Source organism: Luteibacter sp. HA06 (genome assembly GCF_054061215.1).
Genome location: NZ_JBSSDZ010000001.1, coordinates 1,225,530 through 1,246,360 on the forward strand (window position 1 = coordinate 1,225,530; position 20,831 = coordinate 1,246,360).

20 protein-coding genes are annotated in these 20,831 nt (G+C 65.8%); 10 read left to right on the forward strand and 10 right to left on the reverse strand.

Features of this window, described 5'->3' with window-relative positions; translation table 11 throughout:
* Positions 1-91 precede the first annotated feature (91 nt).
* Complete coding sequence (locus tag ACVWWJ_RS05400) at positions 92-1,582, forward strand: leucyl aminopeptidase (protein ID WP_456967032.1); 1,491 nt, start codon at positions 92-94, stop codon at positions 1,580-1,582.
* A 10-nt stretch (positions 1,583-1,592) separates the two neighbouring features.
* Positions 1,593-2,015 (forward strand): DNA polymerase III subunit chi, encoded by a 423-nt coding sequence (locus ACVWWJ_RS05405; protein ID WP_159889165.1) that lies wholly within the window; start codon positions 1,593-1,595, stop codon positions 2,013-2,015.
* 128 nt (positions 2,016-2,143) lie between these two features.
* Here ACVWWJ_RS05405 and ACVWWJ_RS05410 read toward each other — a convergent pair whose 3' ends face one another.
* Positions 2,144-4,903, reverse strand: a complete 2,760-nt coding sequence (locus ACVWWJ_RS05410) for a valine--tRNA ligase (RefSeq protein ID WP_456967033.1) — start codon at positions 4,901-4,903, stop codon at positions 2,144-2,146.
* A gap of 55 nt (positions 4,904-4,958) precedes the next feature.
* Here ACVWWJ_RS05410 and ACVWWJ_RS05415 point away from each other — a divergent pair, with 55 nt between their 5' ends.
* The 3 genes from ACVWWJ_RS05415 to tsaB all read left to right on the forward strand — a co-directional run bounded on the left by ACVWWJ_RS05415 (position 4,959) and on the right by tsaB (position 8,037).
* Positions 4,959-6,884 carry an ATP-dependent DNA helicase gene (locus ACVWWJ_RS05415; protein ID WP_456967034.1) on the forward strand — a complete coding sequence of 642 codons (1,926 nt, stop codon included), beginning with the start codon at positions 4,959-4,961 and terminating at the stop codon, positions 6,882-6,884.
* Between the two features lie 107 nt (positions 6,885-6,991).
* Entirely contained in the window at positions 6,992-7,351 is a 360-nt protein-coding gene (locus ACVWWJ_RS05420) for an inner membrane CreD family protein (protein WP_159889159.1), read from the forward strand.
* On the forward strand, positions 7,348-8,037 hold the full coding sequence (gene tsaB / locus ACVWWJ_RS05425) for a tRNA (adenosine(37)-N6)-threonylcarbamoyltransferase complex dimerization subunit type 1 TsaB (RefSeq protein ID WP_159889157.1): 690 nt from the start codon (positions 7,348-7,350) through the stop codon (positions 8,035-8,037). Before ACVWWJ_RS05420 ends, tsaB begins: the two co-directional genes overlap by 4 nt.
* A gap of 113 nt (positions 8,038-8,150) precedes the next feature.
* Here the strand turns inward: tsaB and ACVWWJ_RS05430 are convergent, their stop codons facing one another.
* From ACVWWJ_RS05430 to ACVWWJ_RS05450, 5 genes are read right to left on the reverse strand one after another with little or no spacing between them, the layout of a single operon-like run.
* Positions 8,151-8,552: a DMT family transporter gene (locus ACVWWJ_RS05430; protein WP_456967035.1), complete on the reverse strand. Its 402-nt coding sequence runs from the start codon at positions 8,550-8,552 to the stop codon at positions 8,151-8,153.
* Positions 8,549-8,908 carry a hypothetical protein gene (locus ACVWWJ_RS05435; protein ID WP_456967036.1) on the reverse strand — a complete coding sequence of 120 codons (360 nt, stop codon included), beginning with the start codon at positions 8,906-8,908 and terminating at the stop codon, positions 8,549-8,551. Before ACVWWJ_RS05435 ends, ACVWWJ_RS05430 begins: the two co-directional genes overlap by 4 nt.
* Before the next feature lie 4 nt (positions 8,909-8,912).
* Positions 8,913-9,749, reverse strand: coding sequence for an alpha/beta hydrolase (locus tag ACVWWJ_RS05440; RefSeq protein WP_456967037.1), 837 nt, complete (start codon positions 9,747-9,749; stop codon positions 8,913-8,915).
* A 41-nt stretch (positions 9,750-9,790) separates the two neighbouring features.
* Complete coding sequence (locus ACVWWJ_RS05445) at positions 9,791-11,218, reverse strand: sensor histidine kinase (protein ID WP_159889149.1); 1,428 nt, start codon at positions 11,216-11,218, stop codon at positions 9,791-9,793.
* A complete protein-coding gene (locus ACVWWJ_RS05450; protein ID WP_159889147.1) occupies positions 11,211-11,885 on the reverse strand; it encodes a response regulator in 675 nt (224 codons plus the stop codon). Before ACVWWJ_RS05450 ends, ACVWWJ_RS05445 begins: the two co-directional genes overlap by 8 nt.
* Before the next feature lie 151 nt (positions 11,886-12,036).
* Between ACVWWJ_RS05450 and ACVWWJ_RS05455 the strand changes: the two genes are divergently transcribed.
* The 5 genes from ACVWWJ_RS05455 (at position 12,037) to ACVWWJ_RS05475 (ending at position 16,539) form a co-directional block, all read left to right on the forward strand.
* The gene (locus ACVWWJ_RS05455; protein ID WP_159889145.1) at positions 12,037-12,660 is read left to right on the forward strand and encodes a PepSY-associated TM helix domain-containing protein; all 624 of its coding nucleotides are present in this window, start codon (positions 12,037-12,039) and stop codon (positions 12,658-12,660) included.
* An 11-nt stretch (positions 12,661-12,671) separates the two neighbouring features.
* Positions 12,672-13,184, forward strand: a complete 513-nt coding sequence (locus ACVWWJ_RS05460) for a DUF2271 domain-containing protein (RefSeq protein WP_456967038.1) — start codon at positions 12,672-12,674, stop codon at positions 13,182-13,184.
* Between the two features lie 12 nt (positions 13,185-13,196).
* A complete protein-coding gene (locus tag ACVWWJ_RS05465; RefSeq protein ID WP_456967039.1) occupies positions 13,197-14,006 on the forward strand; it encodes a DUF4198 domain-containing protein in 810 nt (269 codons plus the stop codon).
* Positions 14,007-14,077: 71 nt separating this feature from the next.
* Positions 14,078-15,070, forward strand: a complete 993-nt coding sequence (locus ACVWWJ_RS05470; protein ID WP_456969662.1) for an FAD:protein FMN transferase — start codon at positions 14,078-14,080, stop codon at positions 15,068-15,070.
* Positions 15,067-16,539 carry a sulfite reductase subunit alpha gene (locus ACVWWJ_RS05475; RefSeq protein WP_456967040.1) on the forward strand — a complete coding sequence of 491 codons (1,473 nt, stop codon included), beginning with the start codon at positions 15,067-15,069 and terminating at the stop codon, positions 16,537-16,539. The genes ACVWWJ_RS05470 and ACVWWJ_RS05475 overlap by 4 nt, the downstream gene beginning before the upstream one ends.
* 100 nt (positions 16,540-16,639) lie before the next feature.
* Here ACVWWJ_RS05475 and ACVWWJ_RS05480 read toward each other — a convergent pair whose 3' ends face one another.
* The 4 genes from ACVWWJ_RS05480 to ACVWWJ_RS05495 form a co-directional block, all read right to left on the reverse strand.
* The gene (locus tag ACVWWJ_RS05480; protein ID WP_159889139.1) at positions 16,640-17,305 is read right to left on the reverse strand and encodes an HAD-IA family hydrolase; all 666 of its coding nucleotides are present in this window, start codon (positions 17,303-17,305) and stop codon (positions 16,640-16,642) included.
* Between the two features lie 78 nt (positions 17,306-17,383).
* Positions 17,384-19,123 (reverse strand): M56 family metallopeptidase, encoded by a 1,740-nt coding sequence (locus ACVWWJ_RS05485; RefSeq protein ID WP_456967041.1) that lies wholly within the window; start codon positions 19,121-19,123, stop codon positions 17,384-17,386.
* Position 19,124: 1 nt separating this feature from the next.
* Positions 19,125-19,511, reverse strand: coding sequence for a BlaI/MecI/CopY family transcriptional regulator (locus ACVWWJ_RS05490; protein ID WP_456967042.1), 387 nt, complete (start codon positions 19,509-19,511; stop codon positions 19,125-19,127).
* 859 nt (positions 19,512-20,370) lie between these two features.
* The gene (locus tag ACVWWJ_RS05495; protein ID WP_046968653.1) at positions 20,371-20,775 is read right to left on the reverse strand and encodes an HU family DNA-binding protein; all 405 of its coding nucleotides are present in this window, start codon (positions 20,773-20,775) and stop codon (positions 20,371-20,373) included.
* Positions 20,776-20,831 lie beyond the last annotated feature (56 nt).

The following is a 20,831-nucleotide window of genomic DNA, read 5'->3' on the forward strand; positions in this document are numbered from 1 at the left end:
GAATTGGCGGTTCGTGCCGCGTCAGTCCTGGCCGGCAAACCACAAGTCTAGCCTGTCCGGGCCCCGGCGGGCTTTTGCAGGACAGTTAGCTATGACGGTTCAGTTCAGCCTCGGTTCCAACGCTCCCGAATCCACCGCGACCCCGGTCGCCGTGGTCGGCGTCTACGAGAACGGTGTCCTGACCAGCGCCGCCGCGCGGATCGATACCGCCGCCAGCGGGGCGATCAAGCGTCTGGTCGAGGCGGGTGACATCACCGGCAAGGTCGGCAATATCGTCACCCTGCTGCACCCGGCCGGCGTCGCCGCCGCCCGCGTGCTGGTCGTGGGCCTCGGTGCCCAGAAGACCTTCGACTCGGCCCGCTACCAGCGGGTGACGCTCGAGGCCGCCCGCGCCGTGGGCCGTCTGCCTGTCACCGAGGCCGTCAACTGGCTGCCCGAAGTCGAGGTTCCCGGCCGCGATGCCGCCTGGCGCCTGCGCGTGGCCGCGCTCGCCACGGACCACGCTGCCTACCGTTACACCGCCACGGTGAAGCCGCGCGACAAGGCGCTGCCGGAGCTCGCCACCATGACCCTGGTCGGCCCCGCCGACGGAGAGTCGGGCCTGGCCGAAGCCCGCGCGATCGCCGAAGGCGTCCGCTACGCCAAGGAACTGGGCAACCTGCCGCCGAACATCTGCAATCCCGACTACATTGCCGACCAGGCCAGGGCCTTTGCCGATGCCAACGAGGGGGTGACCTTCGAGTCCCTCGACCGTGCCGACATGGAGCGCGAGGGCTTCGGTTCGTTGCTGGCCGTGGCCCGTGGTTCGGCCAATGCGCCGCGCCTGGTCATCCTGCAGTGGAACGGCGGCAAGGACGGCGAGCGCCCCTACGCCTTCGTCGGCAAGGGCATCACCTTCGATACCGGCGGCGTCAGCCTCAAGCCGGGCCCGGGCATGGAGGAGATGAAGTTCGACATGTGCGGCGCTGCCGGCGTGCTCGGTGCCTTCGTGGCCGCGGTCAAGCTCAAGCTCGCGGTGAACCTGGTCTGCGTGGTCCCGGCCGTGGAAAACATGCCGGACGGTGACAGCTATCGCCCAGGCGACGTCCTGACCAGCCTGTCGGGTATCACCATCGAAGTGCTCAACACCGACGCCGAAGGCCGCCTGATCCTTTGCGATGCGCTGACCTACACCGGCAAGCGCTTCGACCCGCACACCATGATCGATGCCGCCACCCTGACCGGTGCCTGCGTGGTCGCCCTCGGCAAGCATGCCAGCGGCCTGATGACCAAGGACGAGTCGCTCTCGGCAGAACTTCTCGCTGCGGGCGAGTCGACGCTGGATCGCGCGTGGCGCCTGCCGCTCTGGGACGATTACCAGAGCCAGCTCGACTCGGGTTTCGCCGACGTGGCCAACATCGGCGGCAAGTACGCCGGTGCCATCACCGCCGGTTGCTTCCTGGCCCGTTTCACCGAAGGCCGCCGCTGGGCGCACCTCGACATCGCTGGCACGGCGTGGGACGAGGGTCGCAAGGGCATGGCCACGGGTCGTCCGGTACCGCTGCTGACACAGTGGCTGCTCGACCGCGTCGCCGCCGGCTGATCCCGCCCGTATGCCGCGCGCCGACTTCTACCTGATCGACAAACCGCGGTTTCGCGAGGATCCCCTGCTGCTGGTCTGCGAGCTGGCCAAGCGCGCGTTCGGGGCCCAGCAGCCGACCCTGATCCTCACCCGCGATTTCGAGCAGGCCGAGGCCATCGACGAATACCTGTGGTCATTCGACGAGGACAGCTTCATCCCGCACCAGCTCGCCGGTGACGACGACGACGCGAACACGGCGGTGCTCATCGTGCCGCCTGGCGTCGAAGTGGCAGACCGGCCCATGGTGATCAACCTGCGCGATGTCTGCGCGCCCGGGCGTTTCGATCGGGTGCTCGAGGTGGTCGCGGCGGATCCGGCGGAGCGCGAGGGCTCGCGGGTTCGGTGGACGGAGTACAAGAAGGGCGGGTTCGAAGTGAACAAGCACGATATGTAAGAAAGAATCCCGCCAGTTGGCGGGATTCTTTTATGGCTCGCCTTCGGCCATGTGGGATGGTAGGTGTGGCGAGCACCCAATCGCCGATGAATCGGCTCCCACACAAGCTGAGACCGGCAGGTCCGACGTCAGCCGCCCAGCTTCACCACCTGCTCGCGCATGGCTTGCGCCTGGTGGGTCCAGTCGGCGATGCGCTGGCGTTCCTGTTCGACCACCTCGGCAGGTGCGTTGGCGACGAAGTTGGCATTGCCGAGCTTCGCTTCGCACTTGCGCACTTCACCTTCGATGCGGGTGATCTCCTTGGCCAGGCGCGCTTTCTCCGCACCCACGTCGATCAGGCCCTCGAGCGGAATCAGCACGCGCATGCCGCCGACCACGCCGACGGCGGAAGCGGGTTCCGCGCCATCGACCCAGACCGGCGTTTCCACGCGGCCAAGGAAGGCGATCTGCGCGGCAAACTTCCCGGCGCGTCCACGATCGGCGGTATCGCCGTCGGCGAACAGCAGCGGAATGATCTTGCCCGGGGCAATATTCATCTCGGCGCGAATACGGCGCACGCCGGTGAGCACGTCCTTGACCCATTCGATCTCGGCGGTCGCCGTGGCGTCGCCTTCGATGTCGCTGGCCTCGGGGTAGGGGCGCAGCATGACCGTGTCCCCTTCGATGCCGAGGATCGGGCGGACGTTCTGCCAGATTTCTTCGGTGACGAAGGGAATGATCGGATGCAGTGCACGCAACAGCGTTTCCAGCACGTGGACCAGCGTGTAACGCGTGGAGGCCACTGCCGCGGCATCGTCGCCGGCAAGTGCCGGCTTCGAAAGCTCGAGGAACCAGTCGCAGAACTCGTTCCAGGTGAACTCGTAGAGCGCTTGCGCGGCAAGGTCGAAACGGTAGCCCGCGAGCTGCTCCTTTACCGTGGCCAACGTGTCGCGCAGGCGCGTGAGGATCCAGCGCTCGGCTTCGGTGGTCGGCTTCGTCGGAGTGACTTTCGCGTCTTCGCCGAGGTTCATCAGCACGAAACGCGACGCGTTCCAGAGCTTGTTCACGAAGGCCTTGTAACCCGCCGCGCGTTCGAGGTCGAATTTGATGTCGCGACCATGCGTGGCGAGCGAGGCAAAGGTGAAGCGCAGCGCGTCGGCGCCGAAGGCGGGGATGCCCTCGGCAAATTCCTTGCGCGTGGCCCTCTCGATCTTCTCGGCCATCTTCGGCTGCATCAGGCCACGCGTGCGCTTGGCCAGCAGGTCGTCCAGCGTGATGCCGTCGATGAGGTCGAGGGGATCGAGCACGTTGCCCTTGGACTTGGACATCTTCTGGCCGTCCTTGTCGCGGATCAGGCCCGTGACATAGACGTCCTTGAATGGCACTTCGCCGGTGAAGTGGTCGGTCATCATGATCATCCGGGCGACCCAGAAGAAGATGATGTCGAAACCGGTAACGAGAACGTTGGTCGGCAGGTAGCGATCGAAGCCGCGCTCGGCCTGCGCCTGCGGGTCGGGCCAGCCCAGCGTCGAGTGGCTCCACAGCGAGGAAGAGAACCAGGTCTCGAGCACGTCGAGGTCGCGGCGCAGTGCACCGGTATAGCCGAGTTCCGCCGCCTTCGCCTTTGCCTCGATCTCGTCATGCGCGACGACGATGTTGCCGTCGGCCGTGTACCAGGCGGGAATCTGATGGCCCCAGGTGAGCTGACGGCTGATGCACCAGTCCTGGATATTGCCCAGCCAGTGACGATAGGTGTTGATCCAGTTCTCGGGCACGAACTTCACGTGACCCTGTTCGACCAGCTCCATGCCGCGCGCCGCCAGCGTGTCCATCTTCACGAACCACTGCCAGGTGAGGTACGGCTCGATGACCTGGCCGGTACGGTCGCCACGCGGAACCTGCAACTTGTGCTTCTTCGTCTCGACGAGCAGCTCGGCGGCCTCGAGATCGGACAGCACGGCCTTGCGCGCGACGTAGCGGTCCATGCCACGGTATTTCTCCGGCGCCGCGTCGTTGATCTTCGCGTCGTCGGTGAGGATGTTGATCATCGGCAGGTTGTGGCGCTGGCCGATGGCGTAGTCGTTGAAGTCGTGGGCAGGCGTGATCTTCACGCAGCCGGTGCCGAAATCTTTCTCGACGTACTCGTCGCCGATGATCGGGATCTCCCGATCGGACAGCGGCAGTTTCAGCATGCGGCCGATCAGGTGCGCGTAGCGCTGGTCTTCCGGATGCACGGCGACGGCGACGTCACCCAACATGGTTTCCGGGCGCGTGGTGGCGACAACCAGTTCACCCGAGCCGTCGGCCAGCGGATAACGGATCGACCACATGGAACCGTCTTCCTCCTCGCTGACCACTTCGAGGTCGGAGATGGCGGTCTTCAGCACCGGGTCCCAGTTGACCAGCTTCTGGCCGCGATAGATCAGGCCTTCCTCATGCAGGCGCACGAAGGTCTCCACGACGGCCTTCGACGGACCCGGGTCCATGGTGAAGACTTCGCGGCTCCAGTCGCCCGAGACACCCATGCGGCGCATCTGACGACCGATGGTGTCGCCGGATTCGGCCTTCCACTCCCAGACGCGGCCGATGAAGGCGTCGCGGTCCAGATCCGAGCGCTGCTTGCCTTCCGCATTGAGCTGACGCGTGACCACCATTTCGGTGGCGATACCGGCGTGATCCGTGCCCAGCTGCCACAGGGTGTCGTAACCACGCATGCGATGGTAGCGGACCAGGGTGTCCATGATGGTGTGCTGGAACGCGTGGCCCATGTGCAGCGTGCCGGTCACGTTGGGCGGCGGCAGCATGATCGTGTAGGGCGTGCCCTTGCCCGACGGCTTGAAGTAGCCGTTGGACTCCCACTGGGCATACCACTTCGACTCGATCTGGCTGGGCTCGAAACTCTTGTCCATGCGTGGGCTCTCGGCTCGCGACGAAAAGACTGCCATTGTAGGCGATACTTGCGGGATGACTGCATCCGATGTGGCCGCGATCCTCGGCGCGGAGGGCCCGTTTGCCCGTGAAGTACCCGGTTTCGCGCCCCGCGAGGCGCAGGAGCGCATGGCGGGGGCGGTGGCCACGGCCATCGAAGACCGCGACGTCCTGATCGCCGAGGCCGGTACGGGCACCGGAAAAACCTTTGCCTACCTGGTCCCTGCCTTGATGTCGGGGCGGAAGGTCATTGTTTCCACGGGCACCAAGGCCCTGCAGGACCAGCTGTTCTTCCGCGACCTGCCACGCGTCCACGCCGTGCTCGGCAGCCGCGCGAAAACCAGCCTGCTCAAAGGGCGGGCCAATTACCTGTGCCTCTATCGTCTGGATCAGGCGGTGCGCGAGGGCAACCCCGATCGCCAGCTGGCCAGCCAGCTCTCTGCGATCCGCGCCTGGTCGGCGCGTACCCGTCGTGGCGATCGTATGGAGATGATCGACATCCCCGAGGATTCCCCCGTATGGCCGCGCGTCACATCCACTCCTGAGAATTGCCTTGGAACGGAGTGCCCGTTTTTCGACGACTGCCATGTGGTCAAGGCCCGTCGCGAAGCAATGGAGGCTGATATCGTCGTGGTCAATCACCACTTGTTGATGGCCGATCTGGCGCTGAAGCAGGAGGGTTTCGGCGAAATTCTCCCTGGGGCAGACGCCTTCATCCTCGACGAGGCCCACCAGATACCCGAGCTGGCTGGTCAGTTTTTTTCGCAGAGCGTCAGCGCCCGCCAGATGACCGACCTTGCACAGGACGCACTGGCCGAAGCGCAAGGCGTGACCGGCGCGACGAGCCAGCTGCTCGAGCCGGTCGAAGTAGTTCAGGACCTGATCAAGCGTCTGCGCCTGGCCATGGATCCGCTTCCGTCACGCGGCCCGTTTGGCGCGCTCGACCGCGACGAGGTGGTCCACGAGCTCCTGGGCGAATTGCGTGACGTCATGGCCGCGCTGTCCGACCTGCTTTCTTCGCTCGGCGAACGTTCGCGCGGACTGGCCAACGCGTTCGAGCGTGCGCAGATGCTCAGCCTGCGCCTGGACCGTATAGCCGAGGAGCATTCGGCTTCCGATGTGCGCTGGTACGAAACCTGGCCGCGTGGTTTCGCACTGCACGCCACGCCTCTGGACCTCGCCACGCCGCTTCGCGCGATGCGCATGGCAACCGACGCCGCATGGATCCACACCTCGGCCACGCTGTCGATCGCGGGCGACTTCGCTCACTTCGCCAGACAGCTCGGCATCGAGGATCCGCAGACCCTGCATGTCGAGAGTCCGTTCGACTACCAGCGTCAGGCGCTCGCCTATCTGCCGAAGGACCTGCCGGATCCCTCGGCGCGGGATTACACCGATCGCGTGATTGCGGCGATACGTCCCGTGCTGGACGCATCCGACGGCCGGGCGTTCCTGCTCTTCACCTCGCACCGTGCGTTACGGCGTGCGGCGGAACTGCTGGAAGGTCGCGTGCCATGGCCGCTCTTCGTCCAGGGCACGGCACCGCGTCATCGCCTGCTAGAGGAATTCCGGGCCAGCGGCCGAGGCGTCCTGCTCGGCGCCGCGAGCTTTTGGGAAGGTGTCGACGTGGCCGGCGAAGCCCTGAGCGTCGTCGTCATCGACAAGCTGCCCTTCGCCATGCCGGACGATCCCGTGCTGCAGGCGCGGCTCGAGGCGCTCGAAGAAGCGGGCATCAATCCGTTCATGGGCTGGCAGGTGCCCACCGCGGTTATCGCGCTGAAGCAGGGTGCGGGCCGCCTGATCCGCGACGTGCACGATCGTGGTGTCCTGGTGCTGTGTGATCCGCGACTCAGCACCAAGGGTTATGGGCGCCTGTTCCTCGCCAGCCTGCCGCCGATGCCCCGCACGCGTGAGCTCGCCGACGTCACCACTTTCTTCGCGCCGGTCTCGCCCGAGGCCTGAACCGGCACGGTTTCGCCCTGCCTTGCCCGCCCCCTGCCATCGCGGGCACAGGTTGCGCACCTATTTCCCGCCCACCATCGCTCCCACCGACACGAAGGGAGAGACCGATGTTTCGCTGGATGCAATCGATAACCGCCAAGGTGCTTGGCATCGGGCTGCTGGCGCTGCTCATGCTGATTCCGTTGACGCAGGCCGAACGTCTGGAGGCCTCGGCCTTCGGCGTGAAGTTCTACCAGCCCGGCGGCGTCTATCAGCAGAACGATCGCGCAGGCAAATACCTGGCCCTCGGCGGCGTGCTCACCCTGGTTTACGCCATACTGTATGGCCTGATCGGCGCGGAACAGTACGCGCTGCTGATCGGCTCGGTCGTGCTCGTGGCAGTCATCGCGCTGCTGATGTACCTGACCCGCCGGATCGACTGGTACGCCCAGGGCGTGCTGCCCCATGCCACGACGGAAACGCCATGAACTTCCTCGCCATCGAAACCTCCACGGAAGCCTGCTCGGTCGCCCTCGTCCACGGTGACGAAGTGATCGAGCGTAGCGAGATCGCGCCCCGCCGCCACGCCGAACTGGTACTGCCGATGGCCGATTCCCTGCTCGCGGAGGCGGGGCTGAGTCGGGCCTCGCTCCACGGCATCGCCGTCGGTCGCGGGCCGGGCGCATTTACCGGCGTGCGGCTGGGCGTGTCGCTCGCGCAGGGGATGGCCATGGCACTGGATGTGCCCGTCGTCACCGTTTCGTCGTTGCAGGCGCTGGCGCTGGAAGCGCCTGAAGACGACGCCCCGATACTTTCGGTGATCGATGCGCGAATGGGCGAGATCTACGTTGCAGCCTGGCGCCGCGAGAACGATGGCAGCGTCACGCTGATCGATCGCGAACGCGTGGACACCGCTGCGGCGTTAGTCCTCCCGGAAGCCGTGGCATGGCACGTTGTCGGCACGGGCTGGGCGACTTACGAGGCCATTCTCCGGGAACGCATCACCGCGCCGATTCGTTCGGCGGATGGCGCACGCTTTCCGCAGGCACGCCATATTGCCGAAGTGGCGGCGCGCGCGTTCCGCGACGGGGAAGCGGTGGCGCCCGAGCTGGCGTTGCCGGTGTACCTGCGTGACAAGGTGGCGTTGACGCTGGTGGAGCAGGGGCGGGCTTGAGGCCAGCACCCTATCGCCGATGAATCGGCTCCCACAAAAAGCCGTATGTGGGAGCCGCTTCAGCGGCGATTGTGGGAGCCGCTTCAGCGGCGATGGCGCGGCAGCGCCCCAACTCAGGCAGGCGCAACCGGGATCTTCGTCGCTTCCCCACCGCCCTCGGCAAACGCGAGGCATACGATGCCGGCAACGATCACTGCCGCACCGATGATCTGCGTGACCGTTACCGGCTCGGCGAAGACCCACCACGAAAGCGCCATGGCAGTCACGACCTCAAGATGCGAAGCCGCAAACGCCGGGCCGATCGGCGCGTGCTTGAGCAGGCTCATCCAGGTGACGAAGGCGCCGATGTATCCGGCGATAGCGCCGTAGACCCAGGGGTGCGCGAACACCCGCGCCAACCACGCCGTGCTCATTTCAAGCGGTAGCGCATGCGCACCCGCAGCCTTGAAGCAGAGCAGGTTGAGCGTGTCGAAGGCCAGTAGCAGCGTGAAGCCGATCAGGTAAAAACGCTTCACGAACCTACTCCGACGATGGCGACGCCAGCGGCCACCAGCAGGATGCCGGTGACGCGCAGGGGCGTTAACCGCTCCCCAAAAAGAACGCGCCCCGCGATCATGATCGCAACGATATTGATCGCACCCAGCAGCACGCCTTCGGAAAGCGGCACCAGCGAAAGAAAGGCGATCCACACCAGGAACACGGCCACGTAGCAGCCAACGCCCACCCAGATCCACGGGCGCGCAAGCATGTAGCGCCAACGCGTGAGCCCGTCGCCGGCGCGATCGTCACTGGCGACCGCCTTGAAGATCAGCTGTCCTGCGGTGTCCAGTAGTACGTAGGCGATAAGTAGCCCGAGGGCCAAGCCGCGCATCGGCTCAGGCGGCCATACGGGAAGGTCGCACATCGCGGGCGACGCGGCTGAAGAAGTCGGCCGTGCGCTCGATCAGCATGCGGCGTTCACGGTCGATCGTGATCATGTGATAGCTGTCGGCCAGTAGGAGCATTTCGATCGGCCCGCGCACGCGACGCGCGACAAGGTCCGCGTTGGCGACGCTCGCGACGTCATCGTCGGCCGCATGGGCGACGAAACATGGTGCCACCACGTCGGGCAGCCGGCGGCGTACATCGCGGGAGAGCTTCACCATTTCCGCGAGTGCGTCCCAGGGGTTACCGGGCAGGCCGGCAGCCGAGCTGTCCCCGGAGAACATCGAAGCGCTTACCTGTGCGCGCAGGCGCTCGTCGCGAATGCCATAAGGCGGCTGCTCGATGAAAACGCGGTTCCGGCCGATGCCGAGGCGCTTGAACATGGGGAGCATGAAAGAGAACCGGCCGGTCCAGGGAATCGACCAACCGTCGTAGCGGAACGTGGCGCCGAAAACGCCGACGCCGTCGACCCATTCCGGACGAACCGCAGCAAGGCGAAGGGCGAGCAGGGCTCCCATCGACAGGCCAGCGACGAACACGCGGTCGACCCGGCCACGAAGTTCTTCAGCGGCGGCCTCGACGCTGGCGTACCAGTCTTCCCACGTGGTCGCGAGGAGATCTTCCTCCGTGCCGCAATGGCCGGCCAGACGCACGCCCACGACGGTGAAACCCGCACGATTGAGGCCCTTGCCAAGGATGCGCATCTCGGTGGGCGTGCCCGTCAGCCCGTGGATCAGCAAGACACCGTCGCGCCCGCCTTCGAACTGGAATTCTGCCGGGTTGCTCACGCGGACGCCTCATAGCCTGGATTGCTCATGAGGGCATCGTCTCAGCGCGTGGTTTCAGCTGGCTTTCCTGTCGCCGCGGGGAACCGCACCTCGACCCGGAGGCCCCCGGAGGGGGCATGCAGGAAGGCCACTTCGGCGGCGTGCCGCTCGGCAATGCTTTCGACGATGGCCAGACCGAGGCCCGTGCCATCTTCGTCCCCGCCGGGTACGCGGAAGAAGCGCTCGCCCAGCTGGGTGAGGAAGGCATCGGCGACGCCGGGACCGTCGTCGTCCACGCCAAGCACGAACTCGTCCACGTCGCGGGAAAGCGACACCGTGACGGTGCAGCCGCGACCTGCGTAATGGAAGGCGTTGTCGACCAGGTTGTCGATGATCTCCTGAACCTGCAGCGCATCGCCGCGTACGAAGCAGGCCCCGTCGATGCCCTCGTAGCCGAGGTCGACGCCCAGCCCGAGCGCCTGATGTACGCGCATGGACACAGCCTCGGGGACCACCGCGGAGAGGTCGATCACCTCCATGCCGTCGTGGTCGGGCAGGTCCGGCGCCTGGGTGCGGGTGAGTGCCAGCAGCTGCGCTGACGTTCGCGCGGCGCGCGCGGCGAGCCGATGGACATGACTCAGCGCGTCGGCGCGCTGGGTGGCATCGGCAGCGGTGTCGAAGCATTCCACGTGCAACTGGATGCCTGCCAGCGGGGTACGCAACTGGTGCGCCGCATCGGCAATGAACCGTTCCTGCAAGCCGAGCATGTTGCGCATGCGCGCAAAAAGGTCGTCGATGGTCCGGGTAAGGGGGAGGATTTCGACCGGGACATCTTCCTCGCCGATCGGGCCCAGGTCGTGCCCGCGCCGGCCAAGGCGTGCGGTGAGCGGCTCGAGCACGCGCAAACCGTGGCTCACGCCGAACCACACCAGGCAGAGCACGGCCATGATCAGCAGGGCTTGCATCGGCAGGGTGAGGAAGAGGATTTCACGTGCACGCATGTGCCGGTCGCGCAGGCTCTCGGCGACCGTGATGGTCAGGAAGTCCCCGGTCTCGTGGCGGTTGCTCACCCGCATGACCGCCGCGCGGAGCGGTTTGCGACCCAGCGACGTGTCATACAGCCGCGGCGGCCCGTCGGCGGCCACGGCGGCATCCGGGCCCGGTAGCTCCGCGTTACCGATGAGCCTGCCGTGGTGATCGCTGAAAACGGTGTAGTAATTGCGCCCGTCGGGGTCGTACTCGAGGAGGAAGCGCGCCTGCGCAGTGAGCTCGCCGCGTAGTGCGTCGTTGCCGATCATTTCGGACAGGGTCAGGGCGGAATCGGACAGATCCGAGTCGTGGACGCGGTTGGAATACGCCAGCGCGACGAAATAGCCGATGACCGCATCGAGCAGGAGTACGCCAAGAACCGGTACCAGCAGGAAGGTGAGCAGTCGACGGCGCAGGCTGGGCTGGGACGGACGATGCCCCGCGTGACGTCGCTCAGGCATCCGTGGATTCTTCGAGCAGGTAACCCAGGCCACGGATCGTACGCACGCTCGTTCCGGATCCACCAAGCTTGCGCCTAAGGCGATGCAGGGCGATATCCAGGCCGTTGTCGGTGAGGTCTTCGTCCCAGTTGCAGAGCGCCTCGACGAGCTGCGCACGACTGGTGACCTTGTCGGCGCGGATGGCGAGGGCTTCGATCAGGCCGAACTCGCGTGCGGTCAGATCCAGTGGTGCATCGCCGATCCAGGCGCGGTGACCGGGAATATCCAGGCGAAGTCGGCCGATACGAAACTCCGGCGTGCCGTTACTGCTACGGCGGCGAAGCAGCGCCCGCACACGCGCATCGAACTCGGCCAGCGCGAACGGCTTCACCAGGTAGTCGTCGGCACCCAGGTCAAGGACGCGCACGCGTTCCTTTAGGCCCTCGCGGGCTGTGACGACAAGCACCGGCAGGCTGGCTCCGCGCTTTCGTGCACGGGCCAGTACGTCGCTGCCGTCGAGCAGGGGCAGGCCGAGGTCGAGCACCAGCAGGTCGTAATCGTGATCGCGCAGGGCGTTGTCGGCGCTGGCGCCATCGGGAACATGGTCGACAGCGTGTCCGCCCTGTTCGAGGGAGGAACGCACGGCCGCGGCAATGGCGGCGTCGTCTTCGGCTAGGAGGATGCGCATGGTGGGCAAGGATACGCTTCGTGGGGAGGCCGACGCATGCTGTCGCGGCAGCATTTAGGGCTCCGTTCACGTTGCTTCAATTGCGAACGATTCGCATTGCTGTTAACCTCGGCGGGCTTCCCGACCACCGGCTACAGGGGCCCTCACTCGCATGCGCGACACCGTCGACCGGCAACGCCGTGCGTTCTGGCTCAAACACCTGCACCGCTGGCACTGGATCAGTTCGGCCATTTCGCTCATGGTGCTGCTGTTGTTTTCGGTTACCGGGTTCACGCTGAACCACGCCGCGCGGATCGAAGCTTCGCCGCATGTGGAGCGGCATGAGGCCACCTTGCCGCCGGATCTGCTGCGGCAGCTAGCCGACCCGCACGAGGAATCCGCTCCCGTGCCCTCGCCGATCGCGACATTCGTGGCCGAGCAGACAGGCGCGCGCATCGAAGGGCGGGCGGGTGACTGGAGCGATGGAGAAGTGGCTGTGTCGTTACCTCGCCCCGGCGGTGATGGCTGGGTCAGCATCGATCGCGAAACAGGCGACATCCAGTACGAAGTCACCGACCGCGGCTGGCTTGCCTACATCAACGACCTGCACAAGGGCCGCAATACCGGGCCCGTGTGGAGCTGGTTCATCGACGTGTTCGCGCTGGCCTGCGTCGTCTTCGCGCTCACCGGATTGCTCCTGCTGCAGTTGCATGCCGGACAGCGCCGCATGACCTGGCCGATGGTGGCCCTCGGTCTCGTGCTTCCGGTCATCGTCGCTCTTCTTTTCATTCACTGACGGATCTGCCCATGCGTCGTCTGATTCCGCTCCTGCTTTGCCTTGCCGCTGTCGCACCGGTTGCCGCCGCCGACCTGGACCTCACCGTGGAAATCCCCACGCTGAAGGTGGCCGAATACCATCGCCCGTATGTCGCCGTATGGGTCGAGCGGGAGGATCACTCCGTCGCCGCCAACCTCGCCGTCTGGTACGACATGAAGAAGGCCGACGGCGAAGGCACGAAGTGGCTGAAGGACATGCGCCAGTGGTGGCGTCGCAGCGGTCGCGACCAGACAATGCCGATCGACGGCGTCTCGGGCGCCACGCGCCCCGCCGGCCAGCATCAGTTGCACTTCGCCGACGGCAAACCGCCGCTGGCCGTCCTCGCGCCGGGTCACTACGAACTGGTGGTCGAGGCCGCGCGGGAAGTCGGTGGCCGCGAAGCCCAGCGTATCGCCTTCGACTGGCCCGTGAAGACACCTACGCACCTGTCCGCCAAGGGCACGGAAGAACTCGGTCAGATCAGCCTCGACCTCAATCCGTAATCGGAGTCACCCATGAAGCATGCATTCGTTTGCGCCGCACTCTGCGCTGCCCTGGTTCTGCCGGTCGCCGCACAGGCACACAAGATGTGGATGGTGCCCTCGGCCACCGTGATCTCCGGCGACGACGCCTGGGTGACGGTCGACGCCGCGGTCTCCAATGACCTCTACTACCCCGATCACTTTCCGGCCCAGCTCGACCAGCTCGTCATCACCGCGCCGGACGGCACGACGGTGAAGCCCGAGAACGCGTCGACCGGCAAGTATCGCAGCACGTTCGATCTCGCCGTTCCACAGAAGGGCACGTATCGCCTGGCGCTGGTCAACCAGGGCCTGTTCGCCAACTACGAAGTGGACGGCCAGAAGAAGCGCTGGCGCGGCAAGGCGGACGAGCTGAAGACGGCCATCCCGGCCAATGCGAAGAATGTTCAGGTCAGCGAGATGTCGTCGCGCGTGGAGACCTTCGTCACCCAGGGCACGCCGAGTGACGGCGCGCTGAAGCCGACGAACAAGGGTCTCGAACTGGTGCCGGTGACGAAACCGAACGACCTCATGGTCGGCGAGAAGGCGACCTTCCAGCTGCTGCTGGACGGTAAGCCTGCCGCCAACCTCAAGGTCGTCGCGATCGATGGCGCGACGCGTTATCGCAACGCCCAGGATGAAATGGATACGACCACCGATAAGGACGGCAAGTTTTCCTTCACCTGGCCGAGCGCCGGCATGTATTGGGTCAACGCGTCCAGCGAAGACGACAAGACGTCGGTGAAGGAAGCGAAGCAGCGTCGCCTGGGTTACACGGCGACGCTTGAAGTGCTGCCGCAGTAAGCCTCATGCGTCACATGGCAACGATAATCCGGCAGCTTTTCCGTTCCCGCTGCAGCTGGGTGTTCATCCTGATGCTGGCGTCCAGCGCAGCCATCGGCAAGGACGTTCGTCGCTTCGAAGGCGAAACGATGGGCACCACCTGGTCGGTCAACGCGGTGCTGCCCGATGGCGCGAACGACCGCGTCATCGAGGCGGGCATCCAGGTCGAGGTCGATCGTGTCGTTGCGCAGATGAGCACGTATGAGCCGGACTCCGACCTGAGCCGGTTCAATCGCGCCCCGGCGGGCACGTGGCAGGTCTTGCCGCCGGAGTTTTACACCGTGTTGCGTTATGCGCTGGACCTGGCGAAGTCATCCGGTGGTGCATACGACCCGACCGTCGGTCCCCTGGTGAACCTCTGGGGCTTCGGGCCGGACAAGCGTCCGCGTGAAGCGCCGGACGCCGCGACCATCGGCGCGGCGAAGGCACGGGTAGGCTGGGCGAAGATTCGTCTTGACGATGCCGGGCACCGGGCGTTCCAGCCGGGGGGCGTGTATGTCGACCTCTCGTCCGTGGCCAAGGGCTTCGGCGTGGACCAGGTGGCGCATTACCTGGACCGCGTGGGCGTGCATGCCTATCTGGTCGAGGTGGGCGGCGAGCTCCGCGGTCACGGCCACAAGCCCGATGGCTCACCCTGGCACGTTGGCATCGAACGTCCGGGGGCAGCGGCGCGTGCCGTGGACAATCCGGATGAAGTCGAGCGCATCGTGTCGATGACCGACCGCGCCATCGCCACCTCAGGCGACTACCGGCATTTCTTCCAGAGTGGCGGCACCTTCTTCTCGCACCATATCGACCCGCGCACGGGCTATCCAGTCACGCACCGTGTCGCGTCGGTCAGCGTCATCGCGGTGGACTGCATGCTGGCCGATCCCCTTGGCACGACGCTTACGGTGCTCGGTCCGGACGAGGGCATGGCCTATGCGAAGGCGCACGGGATTGCCGCGCTGTTCATCCTCTACGGCGAGGACGGCACGTTCAGCGAACAGATGTCGCCTGCATTCGCAGAGGCGCTGAAGCGGTGAAAGCCACCCTCGGCCAGATCGCTATCGGAGCCGTGTTGCTCGCCGCCACGGCGTGGTTCGCGAGCATGCACGACTTCGCCGGTATGCATGCGGATTCCTTTCCGCGTACGGTTTGGGCGAGCATGCTCGGCGCCGGGTGGGTGGCGATGACGGTGGTGCTCGCCCGGCGTAGGCGTGAGTCAGGTACGACCGATGACCCCGGCACGACCGATGCGGCGTCGGCGAGCACCGAGCCGGAAACGATTCTTGTGATCCACGCGTCGCAGACAGGCTTCGCCAGCGAGTTGGCGAAGCGCACCGCCGATCTCCTGCGTACAGGTGGCGTCGTCGTCGACCTGCGCTCCATCGCTTCGTTGACGCCCACGATGCTCGGGCACGCCACGCGCGCGCTTTTCGTCGTCAGTACAACGGGGGAGGGCGATGCGCCCGACATGGCAACGGCTTTCCGCCGCGAATCGATGGCCTTACCGTTGCCCCTGCATGGGCTCTCCTATGGCGTGCTCGCCCTCGGCGACCGCGATTACGAGGACTTCTGCGCGTTCGGCCACGACCTGGAGCGCTGGCTGCACGCGAGCGGTGCGTCGCCCCTGTTCGACCTGGTAGAAGTGAACAACGGCGACGAGGGTGCGCTGCGGCACTGGCAGCACCATGTCGCGCAACTTGCCGACGTCGCGACACAGCCGGACTGGTCGCGCCCGGCTTACCAGGCATGGCGACTGATCGAACGCGAGCTACTCAACCCCGGCAGCGTCGGTGGCCCCTGTTTTCACATCTCACTCGTGCCGGAGGATGCCGCGTTGCTGAACTGGCACGCGGGCGACATCGTCGAAATCGGGCCACGCCTCGCAGACGGCGAGCAGGCGTCGCTACCGCACCGCGAATACTCGATCGCCTCCGTGCCGGCAGACGGTGCATTACACCTCGTCATCCGGCAGATGCGCACGGCGGAAGGAACCCTGGGTCTGGGCTCGGGCTGGCTGACCGAGCACGCGCCGATCGGTGCCACCATCGACCTGCGCGTTCGTCGCAACGAAGGCTTTCACGCGCCTGACGACGATCGTCCGGTCATCTTCGTCGGCAACGGTACGGGCATCGCGGGCTTGCGCGCACTGCTCAAGGCACGCATGGCTCGTGGCCACACGCGCAACTGGCTGATTTTCGGCGAGCGTCACGCCGGGACAGACCGCCTGCATGTCGACGAGGTCGAGCAGTGGCACGCGCTAGGCGGCATCGAACGCCTCGACCTGGTCTGGTCGCGCGAGTCGCATGGCTCGCGCTACGTGCAGGATCGCCTGCGCTCGCTTCGTGATGAAGTTCGCAGCTACGTGGACGAAGGCGCAAGCATCTACGTCTGCGGTAGCCTGGCCGGCATGGCCCCGGGTGTCGACGCTGCCTTACGACACACCCTCGGCGACACGCGCGTCGACGAACTCGCCGCCACGGGTCGCTACCGACGCGACGTCTACTGACATCGCACGGCTCGCTGTTGGCCAACCCGGCCGCGACTCGCGGAGCATCGCCGCTGAAGCGGCTCCCACAGTTGAGACATGAGCCGCGCAGCGGCTGTCCTTAGACAACCACCAGCCGCACCTTGCCATCGACGACGCCCTCAACGCGCAACGCAGTCAGGTCGGTGATCCACTCGACGTGTTCGGGGATTTCTTCCGGGTGGTCGCCCGCGATCGCGATGACGCGTGCGCCTGCGGCGAGGCCCGCGTCGATACCGGCCTTGGCATCCTCGAAGACCAGGGTGTCCTTCGGGTCGGCGTTCATGCGCTTCGCGCCGAGGAGGTAACCCTCCGGGTCCGGCTTGCCGTTGGTGACGATTTCGCCGGTGACCATCAGTGGCGGCGGAACGATGCCTGCTGCACCGAGGCGGGCTTTCGCCAGCACCGTGTCGGCTGAGGTGACGATGGTCCATGCCTCTCGCGGAAGCGCAGCGAGCAACGCGTGGGCGCCGGGAATCTGCACGATGCCGTCTACGTCCTCGACTTCCTCGCGATACAGTCGCTCGAACACCGCGTCGACATCCATGCCGGGCTTCGCGAACATCTTCACCGAGTCCATCATGCGAACGCCGTGCAGGCGGGGCAGCACGACGTGCCAGTCGATGCCGTTTTCATCGCACCAGCGCTTCCAGATTTTCTCCACGACGACGCGCGAATCGATCAGCGTGCCGTCCATGTCGAAAAGCAATGCACTGGCCTCGATGACCGTGCCCGATTCAAGTCGCATGACGCCTCCGGAAGGGGGAAAGACTCAACACGTGGGGACGTGTGCCGCCTCTCACCATACCGGAGGGCGTCGATTCCGTCAGCGTGCAGCCTGTGCCGCATGGTTACGAACGGCCTCGGCGAGGATGTCGTTCACTTCCTTCGTGGCCTGCCGCGCGGCTTCGGCCTGGCGACGGCCCCATTCGGCCTGAGTCTTGCCGTGCATCGCGCGCTGCTCGCCGATCCGGGCCATCTGCTGCGCGATCGCGGACTGCTCGTGACTGAGTGCGGCGTGGCCTGCTGCGTACGCGCCGGCATCGCGCGGACGGCCGGGATCACTCTCCCGCATGGCGAGTTCGGCCTGGCGTTCGCCGAGCTTGGCCATCTGCTCGTTCAGGACGGCCTGCTGGCGATCGAGTTCTTCCATCTTGTCGGCACTCATGGCGCCCATGTCGGCGGGTCGCTCGCTGCGCGCGAAGGCTGCGGTGATCCGCTTGACGTAGGCTGGGTCGCGTAGCACCCAGGCCTGGTCGCCGTTGCGGAACCATACGTAGTCGTTCGAATGGTCCCACTGTGCTTTTGCACGGCGAATGTCGCTGTTGCTTCCGTTCATCACGGTGACGTCGTCGCCGAAGAACACCAGTGCGTGCGAGGGTTCATCGCCGTGGATATCCACGGTCTGCGTGGCCGACGCGGACAGCGTCGGCGGCATGGCAGGCATCGGTGGCATCGAGGGCATGGGTGGTATCGCTGTTTCGGCCATGGGCGCGGGAGCTGCAGGAGCGGCGGGTGCGGCCGGCGCTGCGGGTGCCGCTGGCGGGGCAGGTGGTACCGACGTGTAACCGTCACCGCGCTGTCCGTCGCTGCCTGCGGCGACCACGCGCCAGGGCATCACGCCGATCGCAGCGATGGCGATGATGAGCGAGATGGTGAGCACGCGCGGCGGCGCGTCGGTGGCGTTACCTAGCATGTCGAGTCTCCTTTTCAGGTTCTGGAAGGTGGGCGAGGCGCCGGGCAGTGCGTGGTGCGGGTGCGGCGCGACGCCAAGGCGGAGCAACAGGCGCCCATACGTCTTCGGGGCCTGCCGGCCACGCGACACGACCAGCGCGTCGCAGGCGGCTTCGCGGCACAGGGCGTACTCGCGCACCGCGAAGTGAACGAGCGGATGGAAGAAGAACAAGGTGCGCGCGACCGCGGGAATCCAGCCCAGGACCAGGTCGCCGCGACGAACGTGCGCCAGCTCGTGCATGAGAGCCATGTCGAGGTCGTCATCGCCCAGACGATCGTCCTGCGGCAGCATGATCGTCGGATGCCACAGGCCGATCACCTGCGGTGAGTCGACCTCGGCGGAGACCGCCAGGCGTGGTGATCGGCGCAGGCCGAGTTCGCGTGCACGGCGGGCGCAGAGCGTTTCGACCCGGACGTCGTCGTGCGGCATCGCGCGGCGAATCACGCCGCTCAGCTGGCCCCAGCGCACGGCGGCCACGGCGCACTGCGCCAGGACGGCGGCGAGCCAGAGTCCGAGCAGCGCGTAGGTCCAGGAGAACGTCCAGCCTTCGGTCGTCTCATTCGTCGTCAACACGGTGCCGATGTCACTGAACGCGGTCGTAGTCATCACGGCGCTGGGTGTCGGCGGGGTAAGAAGCGGCAGGGCAAGGAGGGTGGGGCAGGCGATGCCGGCGATAAGCTGGGCACCGAGAAGCCACCACAGCGTGCTGCGCGCCGCAGCGGATAGCGAAGGCACGAGCCTGCAGACGGCGTAGACAATGGCGGCAAGCAGAAACGCCTGCACGGAGGCGTGCGCGAGACGGGAGAGCAGGGTGTCGAGGAAGGCGTCCATGTCAGCGTCCCCTGCGGCGCGACTGCAGCGTGTCGACCAGCGCCTCGAGTTCGGCCAGTTCGGTGTCGCTGACCTGACCGCGTTCGGACATCCAGGCGACGAAGGGCGATACCGAACCCTGCAGGGTCTTTTCGACGAAGCGCGCCACCGCGCCGGTCATGACCTCGCCCGATTCATTCGTCGCGCTATAACGGAACGTGCCTTCGATCTTGCGACGGGCGAGGTAGCCCTTGGCACGCAGCCGTTCCATCATCGTCAGCACGGTTGAGCGCGCGAGACCACGGCCTTCGCCGTAGCCGACACACACCTCCGCCACGGTGCTCTTCGGCGTTTCGCCGATGTACTGGAGAAGCGCGAGCTCCTGGTCGCCGATGGTCTTCTTGCTCATGCCCCGCACTCCTGACTACAGATGTAGGCAGGGTGCACCTGACGACATGTGTAGTCAAGCGTGACCTTTGGCAGGGGCCATGAAAAAAGCTTCTTCGCGCTCTACCGAGGCCCCGGCACCTGGGCTTTCAGACCTGGCTTTCTCTCGCACCTCGCACCTCGCACCTCGCACCTCGCTCGGCTTCGCCATCGCTTTCTACACTTGGGCGTCTCGCGAGGAGACCTTGGTGTCCACCCTCGCTGCTCAGACAGGTCCTCCGCGTTCGAAAAGGAAAGCCGCTCCGCGGCCATGTTCTTATTGGCCTACGGCCGCTCCACTTGTGCGGAACTCGCCTCGAGGGTGGACACCAAGGTCTCTCACGACGATACGGTCAGTGGGAAGGCGAGCCGTTGAGCTGTGTTGCTGCCGAAACCGGTCCTCACGGCCGTCGTGCTGATACGTACATTCCGGCGCGCTGAGCGACTTCCTCGCCGCTACGCCGCCTCGCGCGAACGATCGCGACTGGCGAGACGGTTGACCGCTTGGCGATGGCGATGACCCGACCGCCGAAGCGGCTTTGCTTCGTCGGCTCGACCCCACGAACCTCAGGGATGGGGAGAGTCTTCGGTGCCCACCCTCGAGGCGAGTTCCCGACAAGTGGAGCGGCCGTAGGCCAGATAGATACATGGGCCGCGCAGCGGCCTTTCCGGTACGAAACGCGAAGGGGTGTCTGAGCAGCGAGGGTGGGCGCCGAAGGCTCTGCGCCGCGACGTCGATGGGCACTGAAGGCTCTGAACCCCAAACCAAAAAAAGCCCCCGCCGTGAGGCAGGGGCTTTCGGGTACCTCGTCAACCGCAGCGGCTCAAGCCACTGAGAGAGATCAGGCTGCCGCGTCCTTGAGCTTCTTGAGCGGACGGACCTTGACCTTGACCGAGGCGGGCTTGGCTGCGAACCAGCGCTCTTCACCCGTGAACGGATCCTTGCCCTTGCGCTTCGGCTTCGCAGCGACGGCAACGGAGGTGATCTTCAGCAGGCCGGGCAGCGTGAACGTGCCAGCGCCCTTCTTGTGAACCGACGCGGAGATCGCGCCTTCGAGCGAAGCCAGCACGGCCTTCACGCTCTTGCTGTCAATGCCGCTCTGCTCGACGATGTGCGAGACGAGCGTGGACTTCGAAAGCGGATCCTTGATCGGCTTGAGCGCGGCCGGGGCCTTTGCAGCCTTCACGGCAGCCTTGGCGGGAGCCTTGGCAGCCTTCTTCGCCGCCGTTTTTTTGGTCGTGGCCATGGTTATCCTTGTCACTGAATCGAATGAGGCGGCCTTTCCGGCCGGTGCCCAGCGGG

Bases quoted from the DNA above. Each gene is read 5' to 3' on its own strand.
- ACVWWJ_RS05400 (WP_456967032.1), top strand. From the start codon at position 92: ATGACGGTTCAGTTCAGCCTCGGTTCCAACGCTCCCGAATCCACCGCG.
- ACVWWJ_RS05405 (WP_159889165.1), top strand. From the start codon at position 1,593: ATGCCGCGCGCCGACTTCTACCTGATCGACAAACCGCGGTTTCGCGAG.
- ACVWWJ_RS05410 (WP_456967033.1), bottom strand. From the start codon at position 4,903: ATGGACAAGAGTTTCGAGCCCAGCCAGATCGAGTCGAAGTGGTATGCC.
- ACVWWJ_RS05415 (WP_456967034.1), top strand. From the start codon at position 4,959: ATGACTGCATCCGATGTGGCCGCGATCCTCGGCGCGGAGGGCCCGTTT.
- ACVWWJ_RS05420 (WP_159889159.1), top strand. From the start codon at position 6,992: ATGTTTCGCTGGATGCAATCGATAACCGCCAAGGTGCTTGGCATCGGG.
- tsaB (WP_159889157.1), top strand. From the start codon at position 7,348: ATGAACTTCCTCGCCATCGAAACCTCCACGGAAGCCTGCTCGGTCGCC.
- ACVWWJ_RS05435 (WP_456967036.1), bottom strand. From the start codon at position 8,908: ATGCGCGGCTTGGCCCTCGGGCTACTTATCGCCTACGTACTACTGGAC.
- ACVWWJ_RS05445 (WP_159889149.1), bottom strand. From the start codon at position 11,218: ATGCCTGAGCGACGTCACGCGGGGCATCGTCCGTCCCAGCCCAGCCTG.
- ACVWWJ_RS05450 (WP_159889147.1), bottom strand. From the start codon at position 11,885: ATGCGCATCCTCCTAGCCGAAGACGACGCCGCCATTGCCGCGGCCGTG.
- ACVWWJ_RS05455 (WP_159889145.1), top strand. From the start codon at position 12,037: ATGCGCGACACCGTCGACCGGCAACGCCGTGCGTTCTGGCTCAAACAC.
- ACVWWJ_RS05460 (WP_456967038.1), top strand. From the start codon at position 12,672: ATGCGTCGTCTGATTCCGCTCCTGCTTTGCCTTGCCGCTGTCGCACCG.
- ACVWWJ_RS05465 (WP_456967039.1), top strand. From the start codon at position 13,197: ATGAAGCATGCATTCGTTTGCGCCGCACTCTGCGCTGCCCTGGTTCTG.
- ACVWWJ_RS05470 (WP_456969662.1), top strand. From the start codon at position 14,078: ATGCTGGCGTCCAGCGCAGCCATCGGCAAGGACGTTCGTCGCTTCGAA.
- ACVWWJ_RS05480 (WP_159889139.1), bottom strand. From the start codon at position 17,305: ATGCGACTTGAATCGGGCACGGTCATCGAGGCCAGTGCATTGCTTTTC.
- ACVWWJ_RS05485 (WP_456967041.1), bottom strand. From the start codon at position 19,123: ATGGACGCCTTCCTCGACACCCTGCTCTCCCGTCTCGCGCACGCCTCC.
- ACVWWJ_RS05490 (WP_456967042.1), bottom strand. From the start codon at position 19,511: ATGAGCAAGAAGACCATCGGCGACCAGGAGCTCGCGCTTCTCCAGTAC.
- ACVWWJ_RS05495 (WP_046968653.1), bottom strand. From the start codon at position 20,775: ATGGCCACGACCAAAAAAACGGCGGCGAAGAAGGCTGCCAAGGCTCCC.